The 20,619-nt window shown below is 68.7% G+C and carries 16 protein-coding genes and 1 tRNA gene; 11 read left to right on the top strand and 6 right to left on the bottom strand.

Features of this window, described 5'->3' with window-relative positions:
• The first annotated feature begins 75 nt into the window (after positions 1-75).
• The gene (locus GZ998_RS03715; protein WP_257504981.1) at positions 76-3,492 is read left to right on the top strand and encodes an error-prone DNA polymerase; all 3,417 of its coding nucleotides are present in this window, start codon (positions 76-78) and stop codon (positions 3,490-3,492) included.
• Positions 3,493-3,527: 35 nt separating this feature from the next.
• On the opposite strand, the gene GZ998_RS03710 is transcribed toward GZ998_RS03715, so the two are convergent.
• Positions 3,528-4,895, bottom strand: coding sequence for an AI-2E family transporter (locus GZ998_RS03710; protein ID WP_219109067.1), 1,368 nt, complete (start codon positions 4,893-4,895; stop codon positions 3,528-3,530).
• A 1-nt stretch (position 4,896) separates the two neighbouring features.
• Positions 4,897-5,601: an HAD hydrolase-like protein gene (locus tag GZ998_RS03705; RefSeq protein WP_219109066.1), complete on the bottom strand. Its 705-nt coding sequence runs from the start codon at positions 5,599-5,601 to the stop codon at positions 4,897-4,899.
• Positions 5,602-5,658: 57 nt separating this feature from the next.
• Here GZ998_RS03705 and GZ998_RS03700 point away from each other — a divergent pair, with 57 nt between their 5' ends.
• The 6 genes from GZ998_RS03700 (at position 5,659) to GZ998_RS03675 (ending at position 11,887) form a co-directional block, all read left to right on the top strand.
• On the top strand, positions 5,659-6,540 hold the full coding sequence (locus GZ998_RS03700; protein WP_219109065.1) for a D-hexose-6-phosphate mutarotase: 882 nt from the start codon (positions 5,659-5,661) through the stop codon (positions 6,538-6,540).
• Positions 6,541-6,671: 131 nt separating this feature from the next.
• Positions 6,672-6,759, top strand: a tRNA-Leu gene (locus tag GZ998_RS03695).
• Positions 6,760-6,986: 227 nt separating this feature from the next.
• A complete protein-coding gene (locus GZ998_RS03690) occupies positions 6,987-8,207 on the top strand; it encodes an MFS transporter (protein ID WP_219109085.1) in 1,221 nt (406 codons plus the stop codon).
• A gap of 39 nt (positions 8,208-8,246) precedes the next feature.
• Positions 8,247-9,398 carry a bifunctional GNAT family N-acetyltransferase/nucleoside triphosphate pyrophosphohydrolase family protein gene (locus GZ998_RS03685; RefSeq protein ID WP_162679528.1) on the top strand — a complete coding sequence of 384 codons (1,152 nt, stop codon included), beginning with the start codon at positions 8,247-8,249 and terminating at the stop codon, positions 9,396-9,398.
• 23 nt (positions 9,399-9,421) lie between these two features.
• Positions 9,422-11,485, top strand: a complete 2,064-nt coding sequence (locus GZ998_RS03680) for a M3 family metallopeptidase (protein WP_219109064.1) — start codon at positions 9,422-9,424, stop codon at positions 11,483-11,485.
• Between the two features lie 54 nt (positions 11,486-11,539).
• Positions 11,540-11,887 carry a DNA primase gene (locus GZ998_RS03675; protein WP_161923951.1) on the top strand — a complete coding sequence of 116 codons (348 nt, stop codon included), beginning with the start codon at positions 11,540-11,542 and terminating at the stop codon, positions 11,885-11,887.
• Between the two features lie 34 nt (positions 11,888-11,921).
• Here GZ998_RS03675 and GZ998_RS03670 read toward each other — a convergent pair whose 3' ends face one another.
• The 4 genes from GZ998_RS03670 to GZ998_RS03655 form a co-directional block, all read right to left on the bottom strand.
• Positions 11,922-12,899 (bottom strand): aldo/keto reductase, encoded by a 978-nt coding sequence (locus GZ998_RS03670; protein ID WP_219109063.1) that lies wholly within the window; start codon positions 12,897-12,899, stop codon positions 11,922-11,924.
• Positions 12,900-13,016: 117 nt separating this feature from the next.
• Positions 13,017-13,238 (bottom strand): sulfurtransferase TusA family protein, encoded by a 222-nt coding sequence (locus GZ998_RS03665; protein WP_161923953.1) that lies wholly within the window; start codon positions 13,236-13,238, stop codon positions 13,017-13,019.
• A 69-nt stretch (positions 13,239-13,307) separates the two neighbouring features.
• The gene (locus GZ998_RS03660) at positions 13,308-14,420 is read right to left on the bottom strand and encodes a YeeE/YedE family protein (protein WP_161923954.1); all 1,113 of its coding nucleotides are present in this window, start codon (positions 14,418-14,420) and stop codon (positions 13,308-13,310) included.
• 473 nt (positions 14,421-14,893) lie between these two features.
• On the bottom strand, positions 14,894-15,709 hold the full coding sequence (locus GZ998_RS03655) for a PD-(D/E)XK nuclease family protein (RefSeq protein ID WP_161925310.1): 816 nt from the start codon (positions 15,707-15,709) through the stop codon (positions 14,894-14,896).
• 303 nt (positions 15,710-16,012) lie between these two features.
• Between GZ998_RS03655 and GZ998_RS03650 the strand changes: the two genes are divergently transcribed.
• Genes GZ998_RS03650 through GZ998_RS03635 form a run of 4 tightly spaced genes read left to right on the top strand, consistent with a single transcriptional unit; the run spans position 16,013 to position 20,603 of the window.
• Positions 16,013-17,506 carry a sugar ABC transporter ATP-binding protein gene (locus GZ998_RS03650; RefSeq protein WP_219109062.1) on the top strand — a complete coding sequence of 498 codons (1,494 nt, stop codon included), beginning with the start codon at positions 16,013-16,015 and terminating at the stop codon, positions 17,504-17,506.
• 3 nt (positions 17,507-17,509) lie between these two features.
• The gene (locus GZ998_RS03645) at positions 17,510-18,469 is read left to right on the top strand and encodes an ABC transporter permease (RefSeq protein ID WP_219109061.1); all 960 of its coding nucleotides are present in this window, start codon (positions 17,510-17,512) and stop codon (positions 18,467-18,469) included.
• 37 nt (positions 18,470-18,506) lie between these two features.
• Positions 18,507-19,442, top strand: a complete 936-nt coding sequence (locus GZ998_RS03640) for a sugar ABC transporter substrate-binding protein (protein WP_219109060.1) — start codon at positions 18,507-18,509, stop codon at positions 19,440-19,442.
• Positions 19,443-19,490: 48 nt separating this feature from the next.
• The gene (locus GZ998_RS03635) at positions 19,491-20,603 is read left to right on the top strand and encodes a site-2 protease family protein (RefSeq protein ID WP_219109059.1); all 1,113 of its coding nucleotides are present in this window, start codon (positions 19,491-19,493) and stop codon (positions 20,601-20,603) included.
• Positions 20,604-20,619 lie beyond the last annotated feature (16 nt).

The raw sequence follows: 20,619 nt of genomic DNA, 5'->3' as shown, positions 1-20,619 counted from the left end.
GGCAACGCTGGGTTCTAGTCGTTGGCGGCGCCAGCCCTGACCACTCTTCCGATGACATCCATGAGGAGTACTTCCATGACTCTCAATACCCCAAGCAGCGACGGGGCTTCCGGCGGACTCCTGCAAATGCCCGAGGTCACTGCGGCACTCGCCGCCACCGCAGGCACTAAAGGCTCTAGCACCGCTGCCGGGACCCACCACTACGCCGAGCTACACGCCCACTCCGCCTACTCCTTCCTGGACGGCGCCAACGAGCCCGAGGACCTCGTCGGAGCCGCCGCCGAGCTCGGCCTCGAAGCCATCGCCCTGACCGATCATGACGGTATGCCCGGCATCGTCCGCCATGCCCAGGCCGGTCGTATTCATGGCACCCCCACCATCTACGGCACTGAGCTCACCCTGGCCGACGGCACCCACCTGCCACTCCTCGCGCGTACCCCGCGCGGCTACCACCGCCTGTGTACAGCCATCTCCCGCCACAACCTCGCCGCAGGCCGCCGGGTAGCCCCCGCCTACCAGCTGCCCGACCTCGCCGCCGCCCTGCAGGCAGGCGCGGCCACAGGAACCGGTGCCTCCGCCTGCCTGGTTCTTACCGGCACCCAAAACGGTCCCCTCCGTCATGCGCTTGGCGATCCGCAGCGTCCGGACAGCTGGGACCTAGGGTCCGCCGACGCCGCCCTCGGACGCCTGGTCGAACTATTCGGCCGTGATGCAGTCGCAGTTGAGATCTCGCTGAGCGCGGGCCCCACTGATGCCGCACTCACCGCCGCGCTCACCGAGCTGGCCGCCAGGTACCGCCTCCCGCTCATCGCCACCGGCGCCGTGCGCTGTGCCCGTCCGTCCGATTCTCGCCTTGCGGATGTTCTGACGGCTACTCGCCTGCGCACGGACCTGGAGGGTGCCCGCGGGCACCTGCCCGCCCTCGGCCGCTGGCTGCGCAGCCCACAGGACATGGCACGGTTGCACCGTCGTGCTCCGCACGCCGTCGATACCGCCGCCGAGATCGCCCAGGAACTGGCCTTCGACCTCAACCTAGTCGCTCCCGGACTGCCCGAACCGGAGGTCCCCCCAGGGCACACGCCCGCCACCTGGCTGCGTGAGCTGACCCGCCGCGGTGCCCTGGCCCGCTACGGCACCGAGGCGCAGGACCCCGAGGCCTGGGGAGTACTCGCCCATGAGCTCGACGTCATCGAGTCCTTGGGCTTCCCCGGGTACTTCCTCATTGTCCGCGCCATCGTCGACTTCTGCGAAAACGCCGGCATCCTTTGCCAGGGGCGGGGAAGCGCCGCTAACTCCGCCGTCTGCTACGCCCTGGGCATCACCGCAGTGGACGCCGTGCGCCACCACATGCTCTTTGAGCGCTTTCTCTCCCCGGGCCGGAGCGGCTACCCGGATATAGACCTGGACATTGAGGCCTGCCGCCGCGAGGAGGTCATCCAGCATGTTTACGACCGCTACGGGCGTGAATACGCCGCCCAGGTAGCCAACGTCATCTCCTACCGGCCCCGCTCCGCCATCCGTGACGCCGCCCGCGCCCTGGGGCATCCCGCCGGGCTGCAAGACGCCTGGGCCTCCCGGATGTCCCACCACCGCAGCACGATCCATGCCGAGGATGACTCCGCGGCAGACGCGCCCCCGCAGCAGGTCCTTGACGTCGCCGGGCACCTGCTGCGTCTGCCCCGGCACCTGGGCATCCACTCCGGCGGCATGGTACTGGCCGACCGGCCGGTCACCGAGGTCTGCCCCGTGCGGTGGGCGGCGCTGGAGGGACGCACCGTCCTGCAGTGGGACAAGGACGACTGCGCCGCTGCGGGACTGGTCAAATTCGACCTGCTGGGACTGGGCGAGCTGACCGCACTGCGCCTGGCCTTCACCAGCCTTGCCGAGCGCGGTGAGACGGTGCCCGACCTCGTCCCCGGCGGAAAGCTCCGCCCCGCGCAGACGGGCCGACCCTGGGGACTGCACACGCTCCCCGAGGAGGATCCGGCCGTATACCGGCTGCTTGGCGCTGCCGATACGGTGGGCGTATTCCAAGTCGAGTCCCGCGCCCAGATGGCCACCCTGCCCCGCCTGCGCCCGCGCGAATTCTACGACATCGTCGTCGAGGTCGCCCTCATCCGCCCCGGCCCCATCCAGGGCGACGCCGTCAACCCGTATATCCGCCGTCGCCTGAAGCGTGAGGAGGTCACCTACCTGCACGACTCTCTCAAGCCCGCCCTGGCTAAGACTCTGGGCATCCCACTGTTCCAGGAGCAGCTTATGCAAATCGCCGTCGACGCCGCCGGCTTCAGCCCGGCCGAGGCCGATGCCCTGCGGCAGGCGATGGGGGCCAAGCGCTCCGTAGCGCGCATGGAGGCCCTGCATGAGCGCCTGGTGCGCGGCATGGTGGAGCGGGACATCGATCCCGCGACCGCGGAGGTCATTTTCGACAAGCTCCGTGCCTTCGCCGACTTCGGGTTTCCCGAGTCCCACGCATTCTCCTTCGCCTACCTCGTCTACGCCTCCGCCTGGCTCAAGGTGCGTAAGCCCGAGGACTTCTACGCCGGCGTCCTCGCCGCCCAGCCCATGGGATTCTGGTCCCCGCAGACCCTGGTTGCCGACGCGCGCCGACACGGTGTACGCGTGCTGCCCGCCGACGTCAACTACTCCCGGGAGCAGGCCGGCGTGGAGACCCATGCCGGCTCCGCTCCCGTGCAGGCAGAGTCCAGCGCGCTCAGCCCCCTGGACGTGCACCCCGAGCTCGCCGTAAGGCTAGGACTCAGCCCCATAAAAGGACTGGGCGACGCCGCCGCAGCCATAGTCGCCGAGCGCACCCTGAATGGCCCCTACACCAATATCGCCGATCTTGCCCGCCGCGTGCACTTGAGCCGCTCCCGCTTGGAAGCGCTTGCCGCCTCCGGAGCGCTGAATTCCCTTGGCATTGACCGCCGTGAGGCACTGTGGGCCGCAGGTGCTCTGGCGCAGGAGCATGGGCGGCGTCATGCTCATCCCGCCAGCCCTGGCCACAGCCGATCCGCCTGGTACCAGCCGCCACTGCCCAGCACTGCAGTCGGCGCACGCGCCCCGCAGCTGCCCGCCATGACCCGGCGGGAGCTTCAGGACGCCGATCTACGCCTGACCGGGGTATCCACCCAGGCCTCACCCCTCGTTTTCCAACGCGACCGGCTGGCTGCAGCCGGCGTGCTCACCGTCAACGAGGTCCTGCGCCATGAACCGGAGCGCAGGGTGCGGGTAGCCGGGATCGTCACCCACCGGCAGCGACCGAACACGTCTGCGGGCACGATCTTCCTCAATCTTGAGGACGAGACCGGACTGCTCAACGTGATCTGTCCCGCGGGCATGTGGCGCCGCTACCGCGACGTCGGCCGTCGAGCCGCGGCACTAGTGGTGCGGGGAATGGTCGAGTCCGGTGATGGCGTCACCGCCCTGGTAGCCGAACAACTCACGCCCCTGCACGGGGTCACCACACCGGGCAGCCGTGACTGGTGCTGATGCGCCGAGCGCCCGCTGGGCGCCCGGCGCATCGCTCAGCCCTTGTCCCCGGAATAGGTCGGCAGCTCACCTACCACCGGCGCGTCCTTGGTGTGCAGCTCGGAATAGACGGACCAGGCCACGCTCACCAGCGGAACTGCCACGATCGCACCCAGCAGGCCCGCCGAGTAGGTGCCCACGGCCACGGCGATGATTACCACCACCGGGTGCAGCGAAACCTGCCGCCCCATGATCAGCGGTTGAAGGATATGCCCCTCGATCTGGCCGATTCCAGCCACCCCCAGGCCCACCACGATCATGGTGATGAAGCCCTTCGAGGCCAGAGCCACCACCATGGCGATGATCATCGCCGCCGGGGCGCCGATGATCGGGATGAAGGCGCCGATGAAGACCAGGACCGCCAGGGGCGCGGCCAGCGGCACACTGACGATCTGGAGGAAGATTCCACACATGATCCCGTCGGTGAGGGCCACCAGCACGGTGCCGCGCGCATAGCCGGCGAAGGTGTACCAGCCGGCGCCTGCGGCGTGGTGGACATCCTCGCGCATACTGGCCGGCAGCTCGTTGAGGAACCACCGCCACATGCGTCCGCCGGAGGCCAGGAAGAAGATCGTGGTGAACACTGCCAGGGCCAGCACGGCGAAGATATTCACCACGGTGCCCGCGTTTGACAGCACCTCCGTAGCCAATGTGGGGGCATTGCTCATCAGGTAGTCCTGTCCCTGCCTGACTAGCTGCTGCAACTGCCCCGTGAGCTCCTGCTGGGTCAGGTCCAGCGGCAGTGGACCGTTGACGATGAAGTCGACGATGGTGTCGACGCCGTCGGAGAACTGTGAGGCGAGGGTGTTCCACTGACTGGTCACCGAGGTAACCACGTAGGTCACCAATCCCACCACCAGCGCTAGGGCGCTGAGCAGACCGAGGAAGGTAGCGGGGTAACGGGGCATGACCCGGGCGAACAGGTTCACCAACGGCTGCAGGATCGAGGTGAGCACCAGCGCCATGAATACGCCCACAAACACCGGGATCACCCGCGAAGTCGCGAAGAAGACCAGGCTGATGACGATTAGCAGCCCCAGCAGCAGCCAGGCCGATATTCCGCCGCGAACCAGCCACGAGGGCAGGGAACTGAGCGGGGAGCGGGGAACCGCGGGCGAAACGTCACCTTCCGCCCCCGCCGCGTCGGCGGTCTGCGAGTCCTCATAGTGCAGCTGCTGCTCGCGGGCATCGAGCCGGGCGCGTTCAGCCCTGTCAATCGTGCGGCCCAGCACGTCGCGTCCTTCGCGCAGCCGTGACGTGAGGTGCTTGAACGCGGAGTCAGAGGCCGCCGCATCCGAGTCCGGCTCCACGTCCTGCAAGGGCGCCTCGTCCCGGTCGCCTGATGAAGTATCGGCGTTCGCCATATCAGATCTCCACTGCCAGTAGTGAGGCCAGCTCGGCCGCGGTGGTGACAAGCGCGGCTGCACCGCGCAGTGACTCGGGGTCACCGTAGCCCCATAGGACGCCGATGCAATCTATCCCCTCGGCACTGGCCCCGGCGACGTCATGATGGAGGTCGCCAATGTGCACCGGCCGACTCAGGTCGGCTCCGGTTGCAGCCAGGCGCTGCAGCGCGGACGCAATGACCTGGTCCTTGCGCCCCCCGACGTCTCCGGAGCCGGCGCCGCTGACCACGGCGAAGCAGTCGAGCAGCCCGGCGTGGTCAAGGATCTCGCGCGCCAATCCCTCATGCTTGGAGGTTGCCAGGGCCAGCGGTGTTCCCGCAGCTGACAGGGCGCGCACCAGCTCGGCCACGCCGTCGTAGAGCGGGGAGTCAAGCATCGTCCTGCGGTAGTGGCGTCGGTAGGTCTCCACCGCCTGGGTGTTGGCGGCTCCGGTCAGGCCGGCGTACAGCCGGAAGCCGTCAACCAGTGGGGGGCCGACGAAGCGCATCAGCTCCGCGGGCGCCTGCGCGGGCAGCCCCAGTTCCTTGAATGCCCCCTTCAGCGCTGCGAGGATCGCGGGCGCGGAGTCGATTAGGGTTCCATCCAGGTCGAACAGGACGACGGTCGGGGCATCGGGAAGCGGGAACTGAGGGTTGGCATGACCCGCTCCAGCGGTGACTTGCATGTTTTTTCTTGCTCGCTCTCACTCGCGGACGCGGTTCAGCCTACTAGCGTGGCACCCATGAGCACAGACACCACGCGCCCCGACCTGCCACGGACCGCGGCCCTGACCCCGGGGCGGGGCGGGCAGCCGCGGCTGCTCGTCGATGCGCCTGCGGGCAGCGCGGAGATCTACCTGCACGGAGCCCACCTGACCGCGTGGACCCCGCGCGGTGGCAGGCCCGTAATCTTCACCTCACGCCGGGCGGTTTTTGACGGTGTGACACCGATTCGCGGCGGCGTTCCGCTGTGCCTGCCCTGGTTCGGGACGGGGGTCGACGGCCGAATGCGGCCGGCGCACGGCTGGGGGCGCATCTCTACCTGGCAGCTGCGCAGTGCTCAGTCGCTTCCGGGCGGCGGCGTGCAGGCGCTGCTCGGGCTGGAGCGCGACGGCATCGCCGCACTGTACTCGGTGGAGGTGGGGGAGGAGCTGATCCTCACGCTTTCCCTACGGCGTACCGCTAGTACTCCCACCGCTGCCCCGGTGGAGGCGGCCCTGCACACCTACCTGGCGGTTGGTGACGTAACCGCGGTTGAGGTGACGGGGCTGGAGGGCGCCACCTACCTGGACAAGGTGACCGGGCGTGCCGGGCAGCTGCAGCGCGGGCCGCTGCGTATCACCGGGCAGACGGATCGCGTGTACCAGTCGGGCGGTCCTACGGCTCCGGTCACTGTCAGCGATCCGGGGCACGGCCGCCGCATCACCGTCGTCGGCGCGCATGCGCCCAACACGGTGGTGTGGAACCCGTGGAGTGCGGGCGCTGCCGCGATGGCGGATATGGATGACGACGAGTTCGCCTCCATGCTGTGCGTCGAGAGCGCCGCAGTGGGAGAAAACGCCGTCATTCTGGAGCCCGGCCAGTCAGTGTCGCTGGGAGCCAGAATCACCGTTGCTCCACTGTGAATCCCGCCGCCTCGTCCCCGCTGCTGCTGTGATGCACGGCACCCGTGCCGGATTTGCCCGCTCTGGCCCGGAACGTGTTAACTTTCCTGCGTCAGCGGCGTGGGCCTGTGCCCCGCGGCGGTGGCAAGTCAGTCCGAGTGGCGGAATAGGTAGACGCGCTAGCTTGAGGTGCTAGTGCCTGATTAAAAGGGCGTGGGGGTTCAAGTCCCCCCTCGGACACCCGCAGCGGGGCCGCGGCCGTTACAGGTCGTGGCCCCGCCTCGTATCCGCTCATCGTCGGGCTGCCCTCCCACCGGCGCCCCGATCGACTCCCAACCCGATACCTCAGATACCTCGACAGATACCTCGACAGATACCTCGACAAGGACCACACCGTCGTGACCGCCGCCCCGCCCGGACGCAAGCACTCGCCCTCCGTCATCAAGGCACGTATCGCCGTCTACCTGATGTTCCTGGCCAACGGGCTGGGCTTTTCCAACCTGGTACCGCGCTATCCGGAGATTCTGGAGCATTTGGGCATTACCAAGGCGGCCTTCGGCCAGGCCGTCATGTTCAACTCCATTGGGGCGCTAGTGGCCGGGCTGGCGGCATCGTGGCTCATAACCCGCTTCACGTCCGCGCGGGTGGCGTCCATCGGCATGATGGTTCTGGGGCTCGGCCTACTGGGAGCCGGCCGGGCCGATTCCTGGATCGTCTTCGCCCTGTGCATGGCCTGGGTCGGTGGTAGTGACGCGATCGTCGACGTCGCTCAGAACGCCCACGGGCTGCGCGTGGAGCGCCGCTGGGGTGGTTCCATCATCACCAGCTTCCACGCCGCCTGGTCGCTCGGGGCGGTGCTCGGCGCCACCATGGGACAGGCGATGGCGGGCGCCGGCGTACCCGTGGAAACCCATATGGCCGGTGTGCTGGTGCTGCTCACCGTCGTTTCCGGCGCGGCCCTGCCCGGGACCATCAAGGGCCCGGACGCCGACGACCGCAGCCTGGCTGATGCGGCGGAGGATGCCGCCGCCGGCGTCGGCACCGTTGCTGCGCCCGTTGACATTGATCCTGGTGCCGCCGCCACGTCGCCGATCGTCCCGTCACGGGCGATCACCGCCCTGCTGGTGGTGGTGCTCGGGCTGATGTGCGCCGCCGCCATGTTCCCCGAGGACGTCACCGGTAACTGGTCCTCGCTGCTGCTGACCGAGCAGGGAGCAGCCCCCGGCATGGTGGGTATGGGGCTGGTGAGTCTGCAGGTCACCATGATTGTCGGGCGGCTGCTGGGCGACGCCGTCATCGACCGGCTCGGCGCCCGCAAGGTGATCGCCGGCGGGGGAGTGCTGGTTGCCGTCGGCATGGGCACGGCTCTGCTGGCCGGCTCGGTGCCGGGGACGCTGGTGGGCATGGTGGTCTCCGGCGCGGGCTGCGCCGTGGCCGTGCCGGTGGCCTATGCCGCCGCGGACGACATCCCCGGCCTGCGCCCCGGCATGGGGCTTACCGTCGTGTCCTGGCTCGCCCGGGTGATCATGCTGGTCTCCCCGCCCATCGTCGGCTGGTTCGCCGATGCCCACGGCACTTGGGTAGCACTCGTCTACGGCCTCATTGGTGGCATCATCCTGATGCTGAGCTGGCCGGCACTGCGCAGGGGGCCGCGCTCCAACGCCGCGGGTCAGGCCGTCGCCGCCTGAGCGGGAACCCGCATGCGGCGCTGCCGGTAGGCTCGCCACATGCAGCCCTTCGAGATCCGCGTGCCCGCCGAGACCCGCGACGGCGTCGGCCTGCCCGCGCTCCTGTTGTCCGTTCCCACCGGCGCCGACGTCGACCGGGTGGCGGAGATCTGCCAGGATCCCGACATTCAGGAGTGGACCACCGTCCCCCGCGGCTACACCCGGGCACACGCGGAGGACTTCGTGCGCCGCACAGTACGCGCCGGCTGGGAGGCGGGTAAGGACCTGAACTGGGCGGTGCGCGAGATCGGAACCGACGGCGTCGCGTCGCTGGTGGGCATGATGGGCATTTCCGGACAGCCGGACGGCACCTGGGAGATCGGCTACTGGCTGGCCCCCGAGGCCCGGGGGCACGGCACCGTCTCTCGGGCGGCACGCGCAGTCATTGAGGCCGCCTTCGCACCAGAAGGGCCCCTGCGCGCGGCCGCCCTGCGCTGGCGCTGCGACATTCACGACGGCGTGCCCAACTGGGCCTCGTGGCGCGTGGCCTGGGGGCTGGGCTTCCGTCGTGAGGGAAGGGTGCGCTCCTTCCTCGCCAACGACGGTGTCCTGCACGACGGCTGGGTGGGCACCCTTCTGCCTGACGACCCCCGGCGGCCCGTGGCTCCTTGGGACGGTCCCGTAACGGTCGGCGGGCAGGTGGCAGGCTCCTCCCACACCCACGGCGATGCCACGCCGCTGGTGGCCGCCGACGCCGTCGGCGAGCGCGAGGGGGACGACCCCGAGGCGCTGGTGCGCCGGTTCCACTCCACCTACGGCCTGCCGATCCAGACCGACGGGCCCAGTCTGGACCGTGAGAGCCTGCACATGCGCATGAGCCTTATCGCCGAGGAGTTCGCCGAGCTGACCGGCGCCGTCTACGGGCAGGCGGCCCGCAGCGAGATCGAGTCCGCATACCGGCGGGCCGTCGCGGCCGATGACGGCACCCGCGACACGGTGGAGGCCGCCGATGCCCTGGCCGATCTGGTTTACGTCATCTACGGCATGGCCCTGGAGACCGGCATCGACCTGGCGGCGGTGCTGGCCGAGGTACAGCGATCCAACATGTCCAAGCTCGGGCAGGACGGCAAGCCCATCTACCGGGAGGACGGCAAGGTCCTCAAGGGCCCCGGATTCTTCCCCCCGGACGTTCAGGGCGTGCTCGGGCTCTGACAACCCCGTGGCAGGATGGGTGCATGACCGACTCGACTCCAGCAGTGGTGGACGCACTTCCCGAGACCAACCCCTTCGCCCGCCCCTGGGAGCTTGACCTGGAGCTGCCCGACTTCACCGCCGTGAAGCCCGCGGATATCGAGCCCGCCGTCCGCGCCGGCATGGCGGCTCAGCGCGCCGAGTGGGAGGCGATTGCCACCGACCCCGCTGCTCCGACGGTGGAGAACACGGTCGCCGCCGTCGAACGCAGTGGCGAGCTGCTGTCCCGCGCCCTGACCGTCTTATACTCCCTGACCTCGGCTACCGACAGCCCCGAGCTGGATGCGCTGGAGGAGCGGCTGGCCCCGGACCTGGCCGCTCACGAAGACGCCTACAGCCTCGATGCTCGCATATACCGGCGTTTCAAGGCGCTCGACGAGCGGGTGCGCTCCGCGGCTGCGGCCACCCCCGCCCAGACCCCCGTGGATGCAGAAGGCCAGGAGATCGACGCCGAAACCGCCCGCTACATCCGCCTGGCGGTGGAGGAGTTCGAACGCGAGGGCGTCGCCCTGACCGGCCCGGACGCGGACCGGCTGCGCGCCATCAACGCCCGCTTGACGGCCCTGTCCACCCGCTTCGCCACCCTGACGACCAACGCCATGCACGCCGCCGGCGTCGCCAACTTCACCGCTACCCCCGCGCTGGTCACCGCCGCCACCCACGCCGAGCGTGTCGCCCTGCTGAACCGGTCACTGGGTCGCGGACTGTCCGGGGAGCACGACACCCGCGCCATCGTGCTGGAGGAGGCCGGGCTGCGGGCCGAGCGGGCCCGCCTGCTGGGCTACCCCCACCACGCCGCCGTCGTCGCCGCCGAGTCGGCCGCCCGCACCAGCCAGGCGGTGAGCGAGCTGCTGACCCGCCTGGTACCTCCGGCCATGGCCAACGCCCGCCGCGACGCCAAGACCTACGCCGCCCGCATGGCCGCCGACCCGGCCACTGTCCGCGGCGAGAGCTTCGGCCCCGCCGACTGGCCCCACTACGAGGAGGCCGAGCGCAAGGAGCGCTTCGGCATTGACGACGCCACCCTCGCCCCCTACCTGGAGCTGAGCAATGTCATCGAGCGCGGCGTCTTCTACGCCGCGGGCCGCCTGTACGGCATCTGCTTCCACGAGCGGCCCGACCTGGCCGCCCACATGTATGCCCCCGACGTGCGCGTGTGGGAGGTCCGCGACGGCGAGGGAGACGACGCGCCCGTGCTGGGACTGTTCATCGGCGACTACTACGCACGCGAGGGCAAGCACGGTGGCGCCTGGATGGACTCCCTGGTGGAGCAGAGCCACCTGACCGGCCGCAAGCCGGTGGTCATCAACTGCCTGAACCTCACCAAGCCGGAGGCCGGGCCCACGCTGCTCAGCTGGGACAACGTCATTACCGCCTTCCACGAGTTCGGGCACGCACTGCACGGCCTGTTTGCCGACACCCGCTGGCCCAGTGCCTCGGGCACCAACGTGCCCCGCGACGTCGTCGAGTTCCCCTCCCAGGTCAACGAGAAGTGGGCGTTGCACCCGCAGGTCATCGCCTCCTATGCCCGGCATGTGGACACTGGGGCCCCACTGCCGGAGGGCCTCGCCGAGCGGCTGCGCAGCCAGGGCGCCTTCGGGCAGGGATATGCCACCACCGAGTACCTGGGAGCCGCTGTCCTCGATCAGGCCTGGCACACCTTGCAGCCACAGGAGGTGCCCGCCGACGTGACCGCGGTTGAGGGCTTTGAGCACACCGCACTGGCTGACGTCGGCATTGATGACGCCCTGGTCCCGCCCCGCTACCGCAGCACCTACTTCGCCCACGTCTTCGGCGGCGGCTATGGGGCCGCCTACTACGCCTACATCTGGAGCGAGGTAATGGATGCCGACACCACCGAGTGGTTCCGCACCGACGGCGAGGGCGCCCGCGACGGCGACCTGGGCCTGAATCGCGAGGCCGGGGAGCGCTTCCGCCGCGAGTTCCTCTCCCGGGGGGACTCCCGCGACCCGCTGGTCTCCTACTGCGCCTACCGCGGCCGCGATCCGCGGATCGAGCCGCTGCTGCGGCGCCGCGGACTGAACTAGATCGTTGTTCGGCCTGAGGGTGAACTCCGGTACTTAACCGGTATCCTGTGCCACATGACGAACGACCCGCGGTTAGCGCTCAATCGACTCATTGCCGCCTTCGAGGCGCACCTGGACGCCGCCGCGACGGGTGATGAGGCGTCTCCGGCCGTTGTCGCGGCAGAGGACGCGCTTCAGGATGCCTTCTTCACCTACGACGACGCCCTGTTCACCGCCTACGGCATCGAGCTGCCCTTCGACGCCTTCGACTCCGACGAGGACGAGGACGAGGATGAGGATGACGAAGATGCGGAGGATGATGAGGACGAGGGCGCCGAGGACGACTACGACGACGAGGACGTGGACGAGGACGACTACGACGACTACGACGACCGGGAGGTCGACGAGGACTACGAGGACTGAGCCCCCGATCGTCGGGCACCAGGGGCGCAGCCGGTCAGAATCGCTCCGGGTAGCCGAGCACCGGTGCCGTCACCTCATCCAGGGCGCGTCGGATCTGCACCGGTAGCACTAGGTCCTCGGCTGCCAGAGCGCCACGCAGCTGCCCGGGAGTCCGGGCACCCACAATGCTGGAAGCGATGCCCTCGGCGTCTCGAGCCCATGACAGCGCCACCTCCACCGGTTTACGGTCCAGGCCGACAGCTGCCGTTGCTACCGCCTCCACCACGCCCTGGTGCCGTTCGCCCAGGTAGGGCGCCACATATGACCGCAGATGGGGCGAGGCGCCGCGGGAGTCCGGCGGAGTGGCGGCCCGGTACTTACCGGTCAGGACTCCGCGCCCCAGCGGCGCATAGCCGAGGACGCCGAAGCCGAGCGCATCCGCCGCCGGCGCCAGCTCCCGCTCGATTCCGCGCGCCAGCAGCGAGTGCTCCACCTCTGCTGCAGCCATACCGGGGCCGCCGCCCTGCCGCAGCAGATCCGCCAAGTGCACGCTCGCCCAGGCCGGGTGATTGGACACTCCTACGTACCGGGCCCGCCCAGTGGCCACCGCGGTGCGCAGCGCATCGGCGGTCTCCTCCAGCGGCGTGGTGGCATCGGGGACCTGCACCAGCCACAGGTCCAGGTGGTCCGTTCCCAGACGCGCCAGGGAGTCGTCAAGCGTGTCCAGGAGGGTGCCGCGGGAGGCATCGGCCGCCGTCGAGCGCGCACCGGTGCGCCAGGTGCGCACACCCGCCTTGGACACCAGTACCAGCTCGTGCCGGTCTACTGTTCCAGCGAGCAGGGAGCCGATCACCTCCTCGGCGGCGCCCTCGCAGTAAGAGGCGGCCGTGTCCAGCAGGGTGCCGCCGGCGTCGAGGAAGATCTCCAGCTGATCCTTGGCCTCGATCTCATCGGTGTCTCGGCCCCAGGTCATAGTGCCCAGCCCGACTGCGGAGACGCGCAGCCCGGTGCGCCCGAGCCTCCTGTGTTCCATGGGCCAACCGTATGGCCAACAGCCTGTCTGACCGCGCAGGCCGACAACGGCGCGCCCCGCCTCCCGCGCCGGCACGGCCAGGGCGGAAGGCGGGGCAGAAGGCGAGGCAGAGGGAGGCTACTTGCGGACGGTGATGCTCCAGGAGGCCTCACCGGTCTTGGCGAACTCCGTGACGGTGTAGCCGTTATCCGCCGCCCAGGCCGGCAGGGACTGGGTGCCCTGGGTGCAGTCGAAGGCGATCACCAGTTCGTCGCCGATCTCCAGATCGGCCATGGCCTCCTCTGCCTCCATAACCGGGAACGGGCAGACCAGGCCCTCGGTCTCCAGTACGGTGCGCATAATCGACTCCTTTTCTGAGATGGAACTTGACTAGGACATGGATGGAACTCGGGTGTGCACGGCGGCGCATCAGCGTGCGGCAACCGGGCTCGCCGCCCGGGTGCCGTTGGCGCGCCCGGAGGGGGACGACGCCGCCTCGCGTGCGGCACGTCTCTGGTTGCGGGGACGGATAAGGGTGAAGTAGGCGGTGATCCCGACGCCGAGGACCTGGAAGACCAGGGCGGTCCACCCCTGCCAGGACAGCAGAGAGGTCTGCACCAGGGCGTTGCCGATGGAGCAGCCTCCGGCCCAGGCAGCGCCCACCCCCATGAGCAGCCCGCCGGCGATGGACCGGCGAATAACGGTGGCGGAGGGGACGCGGACGCGGAACTCGCCCGAGGCACGTGCACTGAGATGGGAGCCGAGCAGGATTCCGAGGACCAGCATTACGCCCCAGTCGAGTCGGTCGGCGTCCCCGGTGACCAGCCAACCGACGAGGTTCGACGACGGCGTGGTGATTCCCAGCCCGTCATGGCGGCCGGTGGCCCAGGAGGCCGGCCAGGCGACAATCGCCACCAGCCCGACGAGTACGCCCGTGACCAGTGGGTTCCAGGCGCGTTCGAACAAGAGGTGGTTCAGCCCGGTGCGCTGCGCGGCCAGTTGCAGGGGGACCGGCCTGTCCGCGGCCAGACGGAGCTGCCACCGTACGAGGCCGGCGACGCCGGCGACGAGTACCAGCACGCCGACCCAATCGGGTAGGCCGAAGGCGGCGGGGATCGTGGTCAGCTGAGTGGGCCACAGTCCCTTGACCCACGTGGTTACCGGGGCGAGCACCCCGGTCTTGGACACGGCTGCGGTAACGGCGTAGGCGATGAGCGCGAACCAGGACCCCACCAGGCCCTCTCCGGCACGGTAGTAGGTGCCGGTGGCGCAGCCTCCGGCCAGCACGATGCCCACGCCGAACAGCAGGGAGCCGACCGCGGTTGCCACCACGGAGAGCGTGGGCACCTCCGGGGTGATGGCGCCGGTGGCTGTGAGCAGGGTCACGCCGACCGCCTGGACGGCGACCGCCAGCAGGAAGGCGGTCATCCACCGCCAGGAACCGGAGACCCACAGGTCCCTGAAGGCTCCGGTGATGCAGAAGCGGCCGCGTTGGAGCACGAGTCCGAGTACGCCGCCGACGAGTAGTCCGGTGAAAATCAATGGGGGTCCTTTGTCCGACTGTACGAACCGCCGTGAGCGCGGTCCGGTTGGCGAGGACGCGGGTAGGGCACTGCTGCGGCGCTGAAGGCCGTCGGCACAGGCGTAGGCCCACCCGCGACTGTGGGTGATGGGCTACGGCCTGACCAGGGGCGCCTACGGGCGCGTGCCGCCGCGCCGGCAGGTCGGGGGAAGAAGCAGGGGAGTATTAGTTGGGTGCTGCTGCCTCACTGAGCCCTGGCCAGGTCGAGCATGCAGCAACACGCTCCGCGCTGTGCGCGAAGGGTGCGGGCTACGATCTGGGAGCTCATGAGTGCTGTCTTCCTTGCGGGTTCGGGATCGGTTCCAGGATCAGGTTCAGGTAACTGATACGGGTTCGTCCGGCCACGGTCGGTAACCGTGGCCGCGATGCTAGACGTGGCCGGATGCCCGGCGCCAGCGGGTGACCACTTCGTGAGACGGGGTGCGGGCGCGCTTTAGCCGCCGGGTGAGCGTCTGGCGGTCAGTAGGCGCGCGACGCCGTCGGCGGGCAGCTCGGGAGTGGTTCCACCGAACAGCGGGCACTGGGCCTGGTAGGCACACCAGTCGCACAGGCGGGAGCGGCGCGGGGCGAACTCGCCGGCGGCGGCGCAGTCCTCCACCTCGTCCCAGATGTGGGCGAGCTTGGTCTCGGTGGCTTCCAGCTCGGGCAGGCGCGGATCGTGGGTGAGGGTGCGCCCGTCCTTGAGGTAGACGATCTGCAGGCGCGCCGGCGCTCGCCCGCGCAGGCGCCAGAGCACCAGGGCGTAGAAGCGCATCTGGAACAGCGCCTCCTCCTGGAAGCGCGGGCCGGGGGAGCGGCCGGTCTTGTAGTCGACCACGCGCATAGCGCCGTCGGGGGCTACGTCCAGGCGGTCGACGAAGCCGCGCAGCAGCAGCCCGTCGCGCGTCTCGGTCTGCACGAACAGCTCACGCTCCGCAGGCTCCAGCCGCTTGGGGTTCTCCAGGTGGAAGTAGGCACTTATCAGCGTGCGCGCCTCATCCAGCCAGGGGGCAACCGCAGCGGAGTCCGGGAACAGGCCCATGACCTCGGGATGCTTCTCCCGGTGGGTCTGCCACTGCCCCGGCAGCATGTCCAGGGCGGCCTCGCGGGTGCGGTCGCGTGCCGGCAGATCGTACAGGCGCTCCAGGATCGCGTGTACGAGCGTGCCCTTGTGTGTGGCAAGGGAGCCGGGCTCAGGGAGGCGGTCGACGGTGCGCAGGCGGAACAGCAGTGGGCACTGCATGAAGTCCTTGGCCCGCGACGGCGACAACGCGGTACGTCCCGAGCCGCGGCGACCACCACCGCCGGGTCCTGTGGGGCGCGCACCGGCGGCTGGTGCTGCGGCTGCTGTCGCGGCCGGAAGGTCTGGTTGCTCAGTCACGGTGTGAACCTACCGCGGCCCGGTGACATGAACGGCAAAGCCCGGTTCGGCTGTCCACAGGCCGGTGGCACAGCCCCTGCGGATACGCCGCCTGTGGATGGCGGAGAAACCTGCCTGCGATCCCCCTATTGACAGGACAATAGTGGCGTCCTAGGCTTCAGATCACTGAATCGTCTACGCAAGGGAGCGGTCATGGGCGAGGTGGTGCTGGAGGCGCGCGGGATTGACAAGTCCTTCGCCGGCATCAAGGTCCTTGATGATGTCTGCCTGGATGTGCGCAGCGGCGAGGTGCATGCCCTCATGGGGGAGAACGGCGCGGGCAAGTCCACGCTCATGCGGATCCTCATCGGCGTCCTGCATGCCGACGCCGGGGAAGTCCTGATCGGTGGTCGGCCTGTCCGGATCGGGTCCGTGCGCGAGGCGATGGACCTCGGTATCGCGATGATTCACCAGGAGCTCAACCCGGTGCTGGACATGCGCGTGTACGAGAACATCTTCATCGGCCGCGAGCCGCGGGGGCGCCTTGGGCTCGCCGACCTGGGCCGGATGCGTCGGGAGGCCGCCGAGCTGCTGGATGCCATGGGCGTGAAGCTGTCCGTGGACGCCTATATGCGCGACCTGTCAGTCGCGCAGTGCCAGCAGGTGGAGATCGCCAAGGCGCTGTCCGTGGACGCGCGCATCGTCATCATGGATGAGCCCACCTCCGCGATCACCGATGACGACGCTGAGAACCTGTTCGCCCAGATCCAGCGCCTGCGCGACGCCGGGGTCGGCATCATCTACATCTCCCACAAGATGGAGGAGATCTTCCGGGTCGCGGACCGCATTACGGTGCTGCGGGACGGCAGGCGTGTGAGCACCGGCCCGGCCGCGGAGCTCGATGAGCCCGCGCTGATCAGGGCCATGGTCGGACGGAGCATCGACGATGTCTTCCCCAAGCGGGAGGTGCCGCTGGGGGAGCCGGCCTTCGAGGTACGCCACTGGAGCGTGCCGGGCCGCGTCCAAGATGTCAGCCTCACGCTGCACCGCGGTGAGATCATCGGCATCGGCGGGCTCGTCGGCGCCGGCAGATCCGAGCTGGTCGAGTCGCTTTTCGGGTTCGGCCGGCACTCCGGCGGAACGGTGCTGCGCGACGGCGTGGAAGTGCAGTTGCGCCGCCCCGCCGATGCCATCGGGCACGGAATCGCCCTGATCACCGAGGACCGCAAGCGCACCGGCCTCAACCTCAGGGGAAGCGTCCTGGAGAACGTTACCCTGCCCTCTCTCGGGCGATTATTCGCCTCCGGCCTGATAGCGCCGAGGAAAGAGCGCCGGACCGTGATCCATTACATGCAGTCGCTACGGGTCAAGGCAGCTTCGCCGAACCAGTACGTGGCTGAGCTGTCGGGCGGTAATCAGCAGAAGGTCGTCTTGGCGAAGTGGATGCTGACTGAGCCCGACGTCGTCATCTTCGATGAGCCTACCCGCGGCATCGACGTCGGCGCCAAACGCGATATATACGAGCTCATCGGAGAACTCGTGGAGCAGGGGAAGGCCGTCATCCTCATTTCCTCGGAGATGGGGGAACTGATAGGGCTCAGCGACCGGATCATGGTTCTGGCGGAGGGCCGCTGCACCGGGACGCTGGAGCGCCCCGACTTCTCCCAGGAGGCGGTCATGGAGCTCGCCTCAAGATTTGAAGGATGAATCATGAACGCAGTTATACGAAGGGCAAAGGCCTGGTCCGTCCGCGACGCGGGAATACTGCTGGTGTTCCTCGCCCTCGTGCTGGTGCTGTGGCTGGTATCCCCTGAGCACCACTTTCTCAGTGTCAATAACGTGCTTCTGATCTTGGTCCAGACCACGATCAACGGCATTCTTGCGATGGGTATGATGTTCGTCATCATCTCCGGGGAGATCGACCTGTCGGTCGGATCGACCATAGGCCTGGCCGGCGTCGTCGCCGCCATGCTCGCACATCCCGGTGAGTACCCGGTCATCGTGCCGATCGTAGCGGCACTCGTGGTCGGTGCGCTGGTCGGGCTGCTTAATGGAATCGGCGTCGCCTACGGGGCCATACCGTCCTTCATCGTCACGCTGGGGACCATGACCGCGGTACGGGGACTCGCGCTGATCGTCTCCGGCGGCGCCCCGATTTTCAACGTATCCGAAACCTTCGAGGCCTTCGCCAGTGCCAGGATCGGAAGGTTCCCCGTTATGGCGGTATACCTACTGGTCATCTTTCTGGCCTGCGCATTCGTTCTGCGTCGAACGGTGTACGGCCGCAGGGTGTACGCCGTGGGCGGCAACCCCGTGGCCGCCGAGGTCTCCGGGGTGAATGTCAGGCGCTCCAAGGTCTCAGTGTTCGTGATCGCGGGACTGCTGGCCGGCTTCTGCGGCGTACTGCTCGCCTCGCGGACGATCAGCGGCGCCCCCACCGCCGGTGAGTCCTATGAGTTGGATGCGATTGCTGCGGTCGTGATCGGCGGAGTGTCCATGTCCGGTGGGCGAGGCCGGGCGTCTGGTGTACTCATCGGCGCGCTCATGATCGCCGTGATCGCCAACGGGTTGGACATCCTGGGAATCGACGCGAACTTCCAGCGGGTTGTTAAGGGCGCCATCATCGTGCTGGCGGTGCTGCTAGATGTGAAGGCACGGCAGCGGAAATGAGCTGCTTTGGTGCTCGGCCCGAAGGGGGAGAGGAATCATGAAGCGCCTACTCGCCATAGTCGGTTCGCTGATAATCGCCGCGGCCATGGTTTCGGCATGTGTGGTCGGCGGATCAGATGGGAGGACCCGAATCGCCCTGATGATGAGCCATATGACCAACTCGTTCACGACGACGCTGGCGCACGCCGCCGTTGAGGAGGGCGAGGCGCTGGGCTTGGAAGTGACCGTGTTCGACGGCAACTCCGACGCCGCCACACAGATCAGTCAGATCGAGTCCGCTGTCGCACAGGGGTATGACGGCATCCTGGTCGAGCCCGTCTCCAAGGAGGGCATCGCTCCCGGCCTCAAGGCGGCCAACGAGGCAGAGATACCAATCGCCACCATCGTGCAGCAAGCAGAGCAGCAGGATCGGGCCGCCTCCTACATCGGCGGCGACGACACTGCCGCCGGTAAGTTGCAGATGGAGAAGGTCGTCGAGGCTATCGGGGAGGAGGGCGCGATAGCCGTACTGTACGGGCCCATGGGGTCGGACGGACAGTTGCAGCGCAAGGCGGGCTACGACGCGGTGCTGGCCGAGCACCCGGGAGTGAATATCGTGCTGGAGCAGACCGCCAACTGGGATACCGCCGAGGCACTCACCGTCACCGAGAACTGGCTGTCCACCGGCACCCACATCGACGCGATCGTCGCGCAGAACGACTCCATGGCATTGGGGGCGCTCAAGGCACTGACCAATGCCAGCAGACAGGACGAGGTTCACGTATCGGGTGTGGACGCCACCGACGACGGTGTCGCATCCATCCGCAACGGCGGCATGGCTGGCACGGTCTCCCAAGACACCGCCGGCATCGGCAGACTGGCGGTCGGCACCATGGATAAGCTCATCAGGGGGCAGCCGGTAGAACCCGTGAACTTCACTGAAGCCGTGTGGATTACCGCAGACAACGTGGACACACTAGACACGGGGGACTAGCGGGGCCGAGCGCGGCGTCTCCGGGCCGCCGCGGATACTCTTCGTGCTATGACCGCATCAACTGCCCGGCGCTCAGGTTCCTGGACTCTGTTCACAATCGGCGGCGCACCCGTCGTTGTGGCACAGACCTCGCTGCTGCTGGGCCTGCTCATCGCCGGCAGCTGGTACCCGGTGGTGGCCGCGGCGCTGGACGGGTACGGACCCGCCACCGCGCTCGGGACGTTAGCGGTGGTAGTGCTCGCACTCACGGTAAGCATCCTGGCGCACGAGCTGGCCCACGGGGCGGTCGGCGCGTTGCTGGGGCGCCGACCGGTGCGCTACGAGCTGCACCTGTGGGGCGGACGCACAACCTTCGGCCCGACCAGTCGATGGCGGCCATGGAAGGACGTGCTCACCTCCTTGGCCGGGCCGGCCGCGAACCTGGTACTGGGGGTCATCGGGACCGGAACGCTTGGGCGGGTAAGCTCCGAACCGTTGTTCGTGGCGCTGTTTATGGCGAGTTGGCTCAACTTCGCCCTGGCCGCCTTCAACGCCCTGCCGGGTCTGCCGCTTGACGGCGGGCATGCGTTGAGCGCGCTTGTCGAACAGCTCAGCGGCCGGCGCCGGCTCGGTCAAAAGGTCGCTGCGGTCGGCGGGCTGCTGGTAGTGGCGGGCCTGGCCTGGCGTTGGATTCTGGTTCCCCTGGTGACGGGAAGACAGCCCGACGCCTTCACCCTGTTTCTCGCCGTCATAGTCTCCTGGCCCATCGCCACCACCTCCTGGCAGGTCCTCGGCCTGGGCCGGGGTACGCGCGCCGCGGCCCGCCTCGACCTGCGCAACCTGACTCGTCCGGTCGCCGTCGCCAGTGCCGAGACGCCTCTGGTCGCAGCGCGTGACCAGCTCGACGCCGGGGCGGGGCTGGTGCTCGTGACCGACGGCGCGCGGATCCTGGGCACGCTCGACGCGCCCGCCCTGGCCGAGCTGGAGCGATCCGGCCTGCCCGACGCCAACGCCGTCACCGTCGGCCAGGTGTGCACCGTGCTGCCTGCAGCCGCGGTCACCACCCAGGTCACCGGACAACCGGCCGCCGACGCCCTGGCGCGGGCGCGGGGCGTGTCGCGGTGGCTGGTGCTGGTGGAAGACGGGCGCGTCACCGGCGCCGTCCCCACCGGGGCCCGCTGATAACGCCGCCTCAACT

The organism is Actinomyces sp. 594 (assembly GCF_019325145.1).
Lineage (GTDB): Bacteria > Actinomycetota > Actinomycetes > Actinomycetales > Actinomycetaceae > Actinomyces.
The sequence above is the reverse complement of the archived record's forward strand: the minus strand, read 5'-3'. Positions and strand labels throughout refer to the sequence as shown.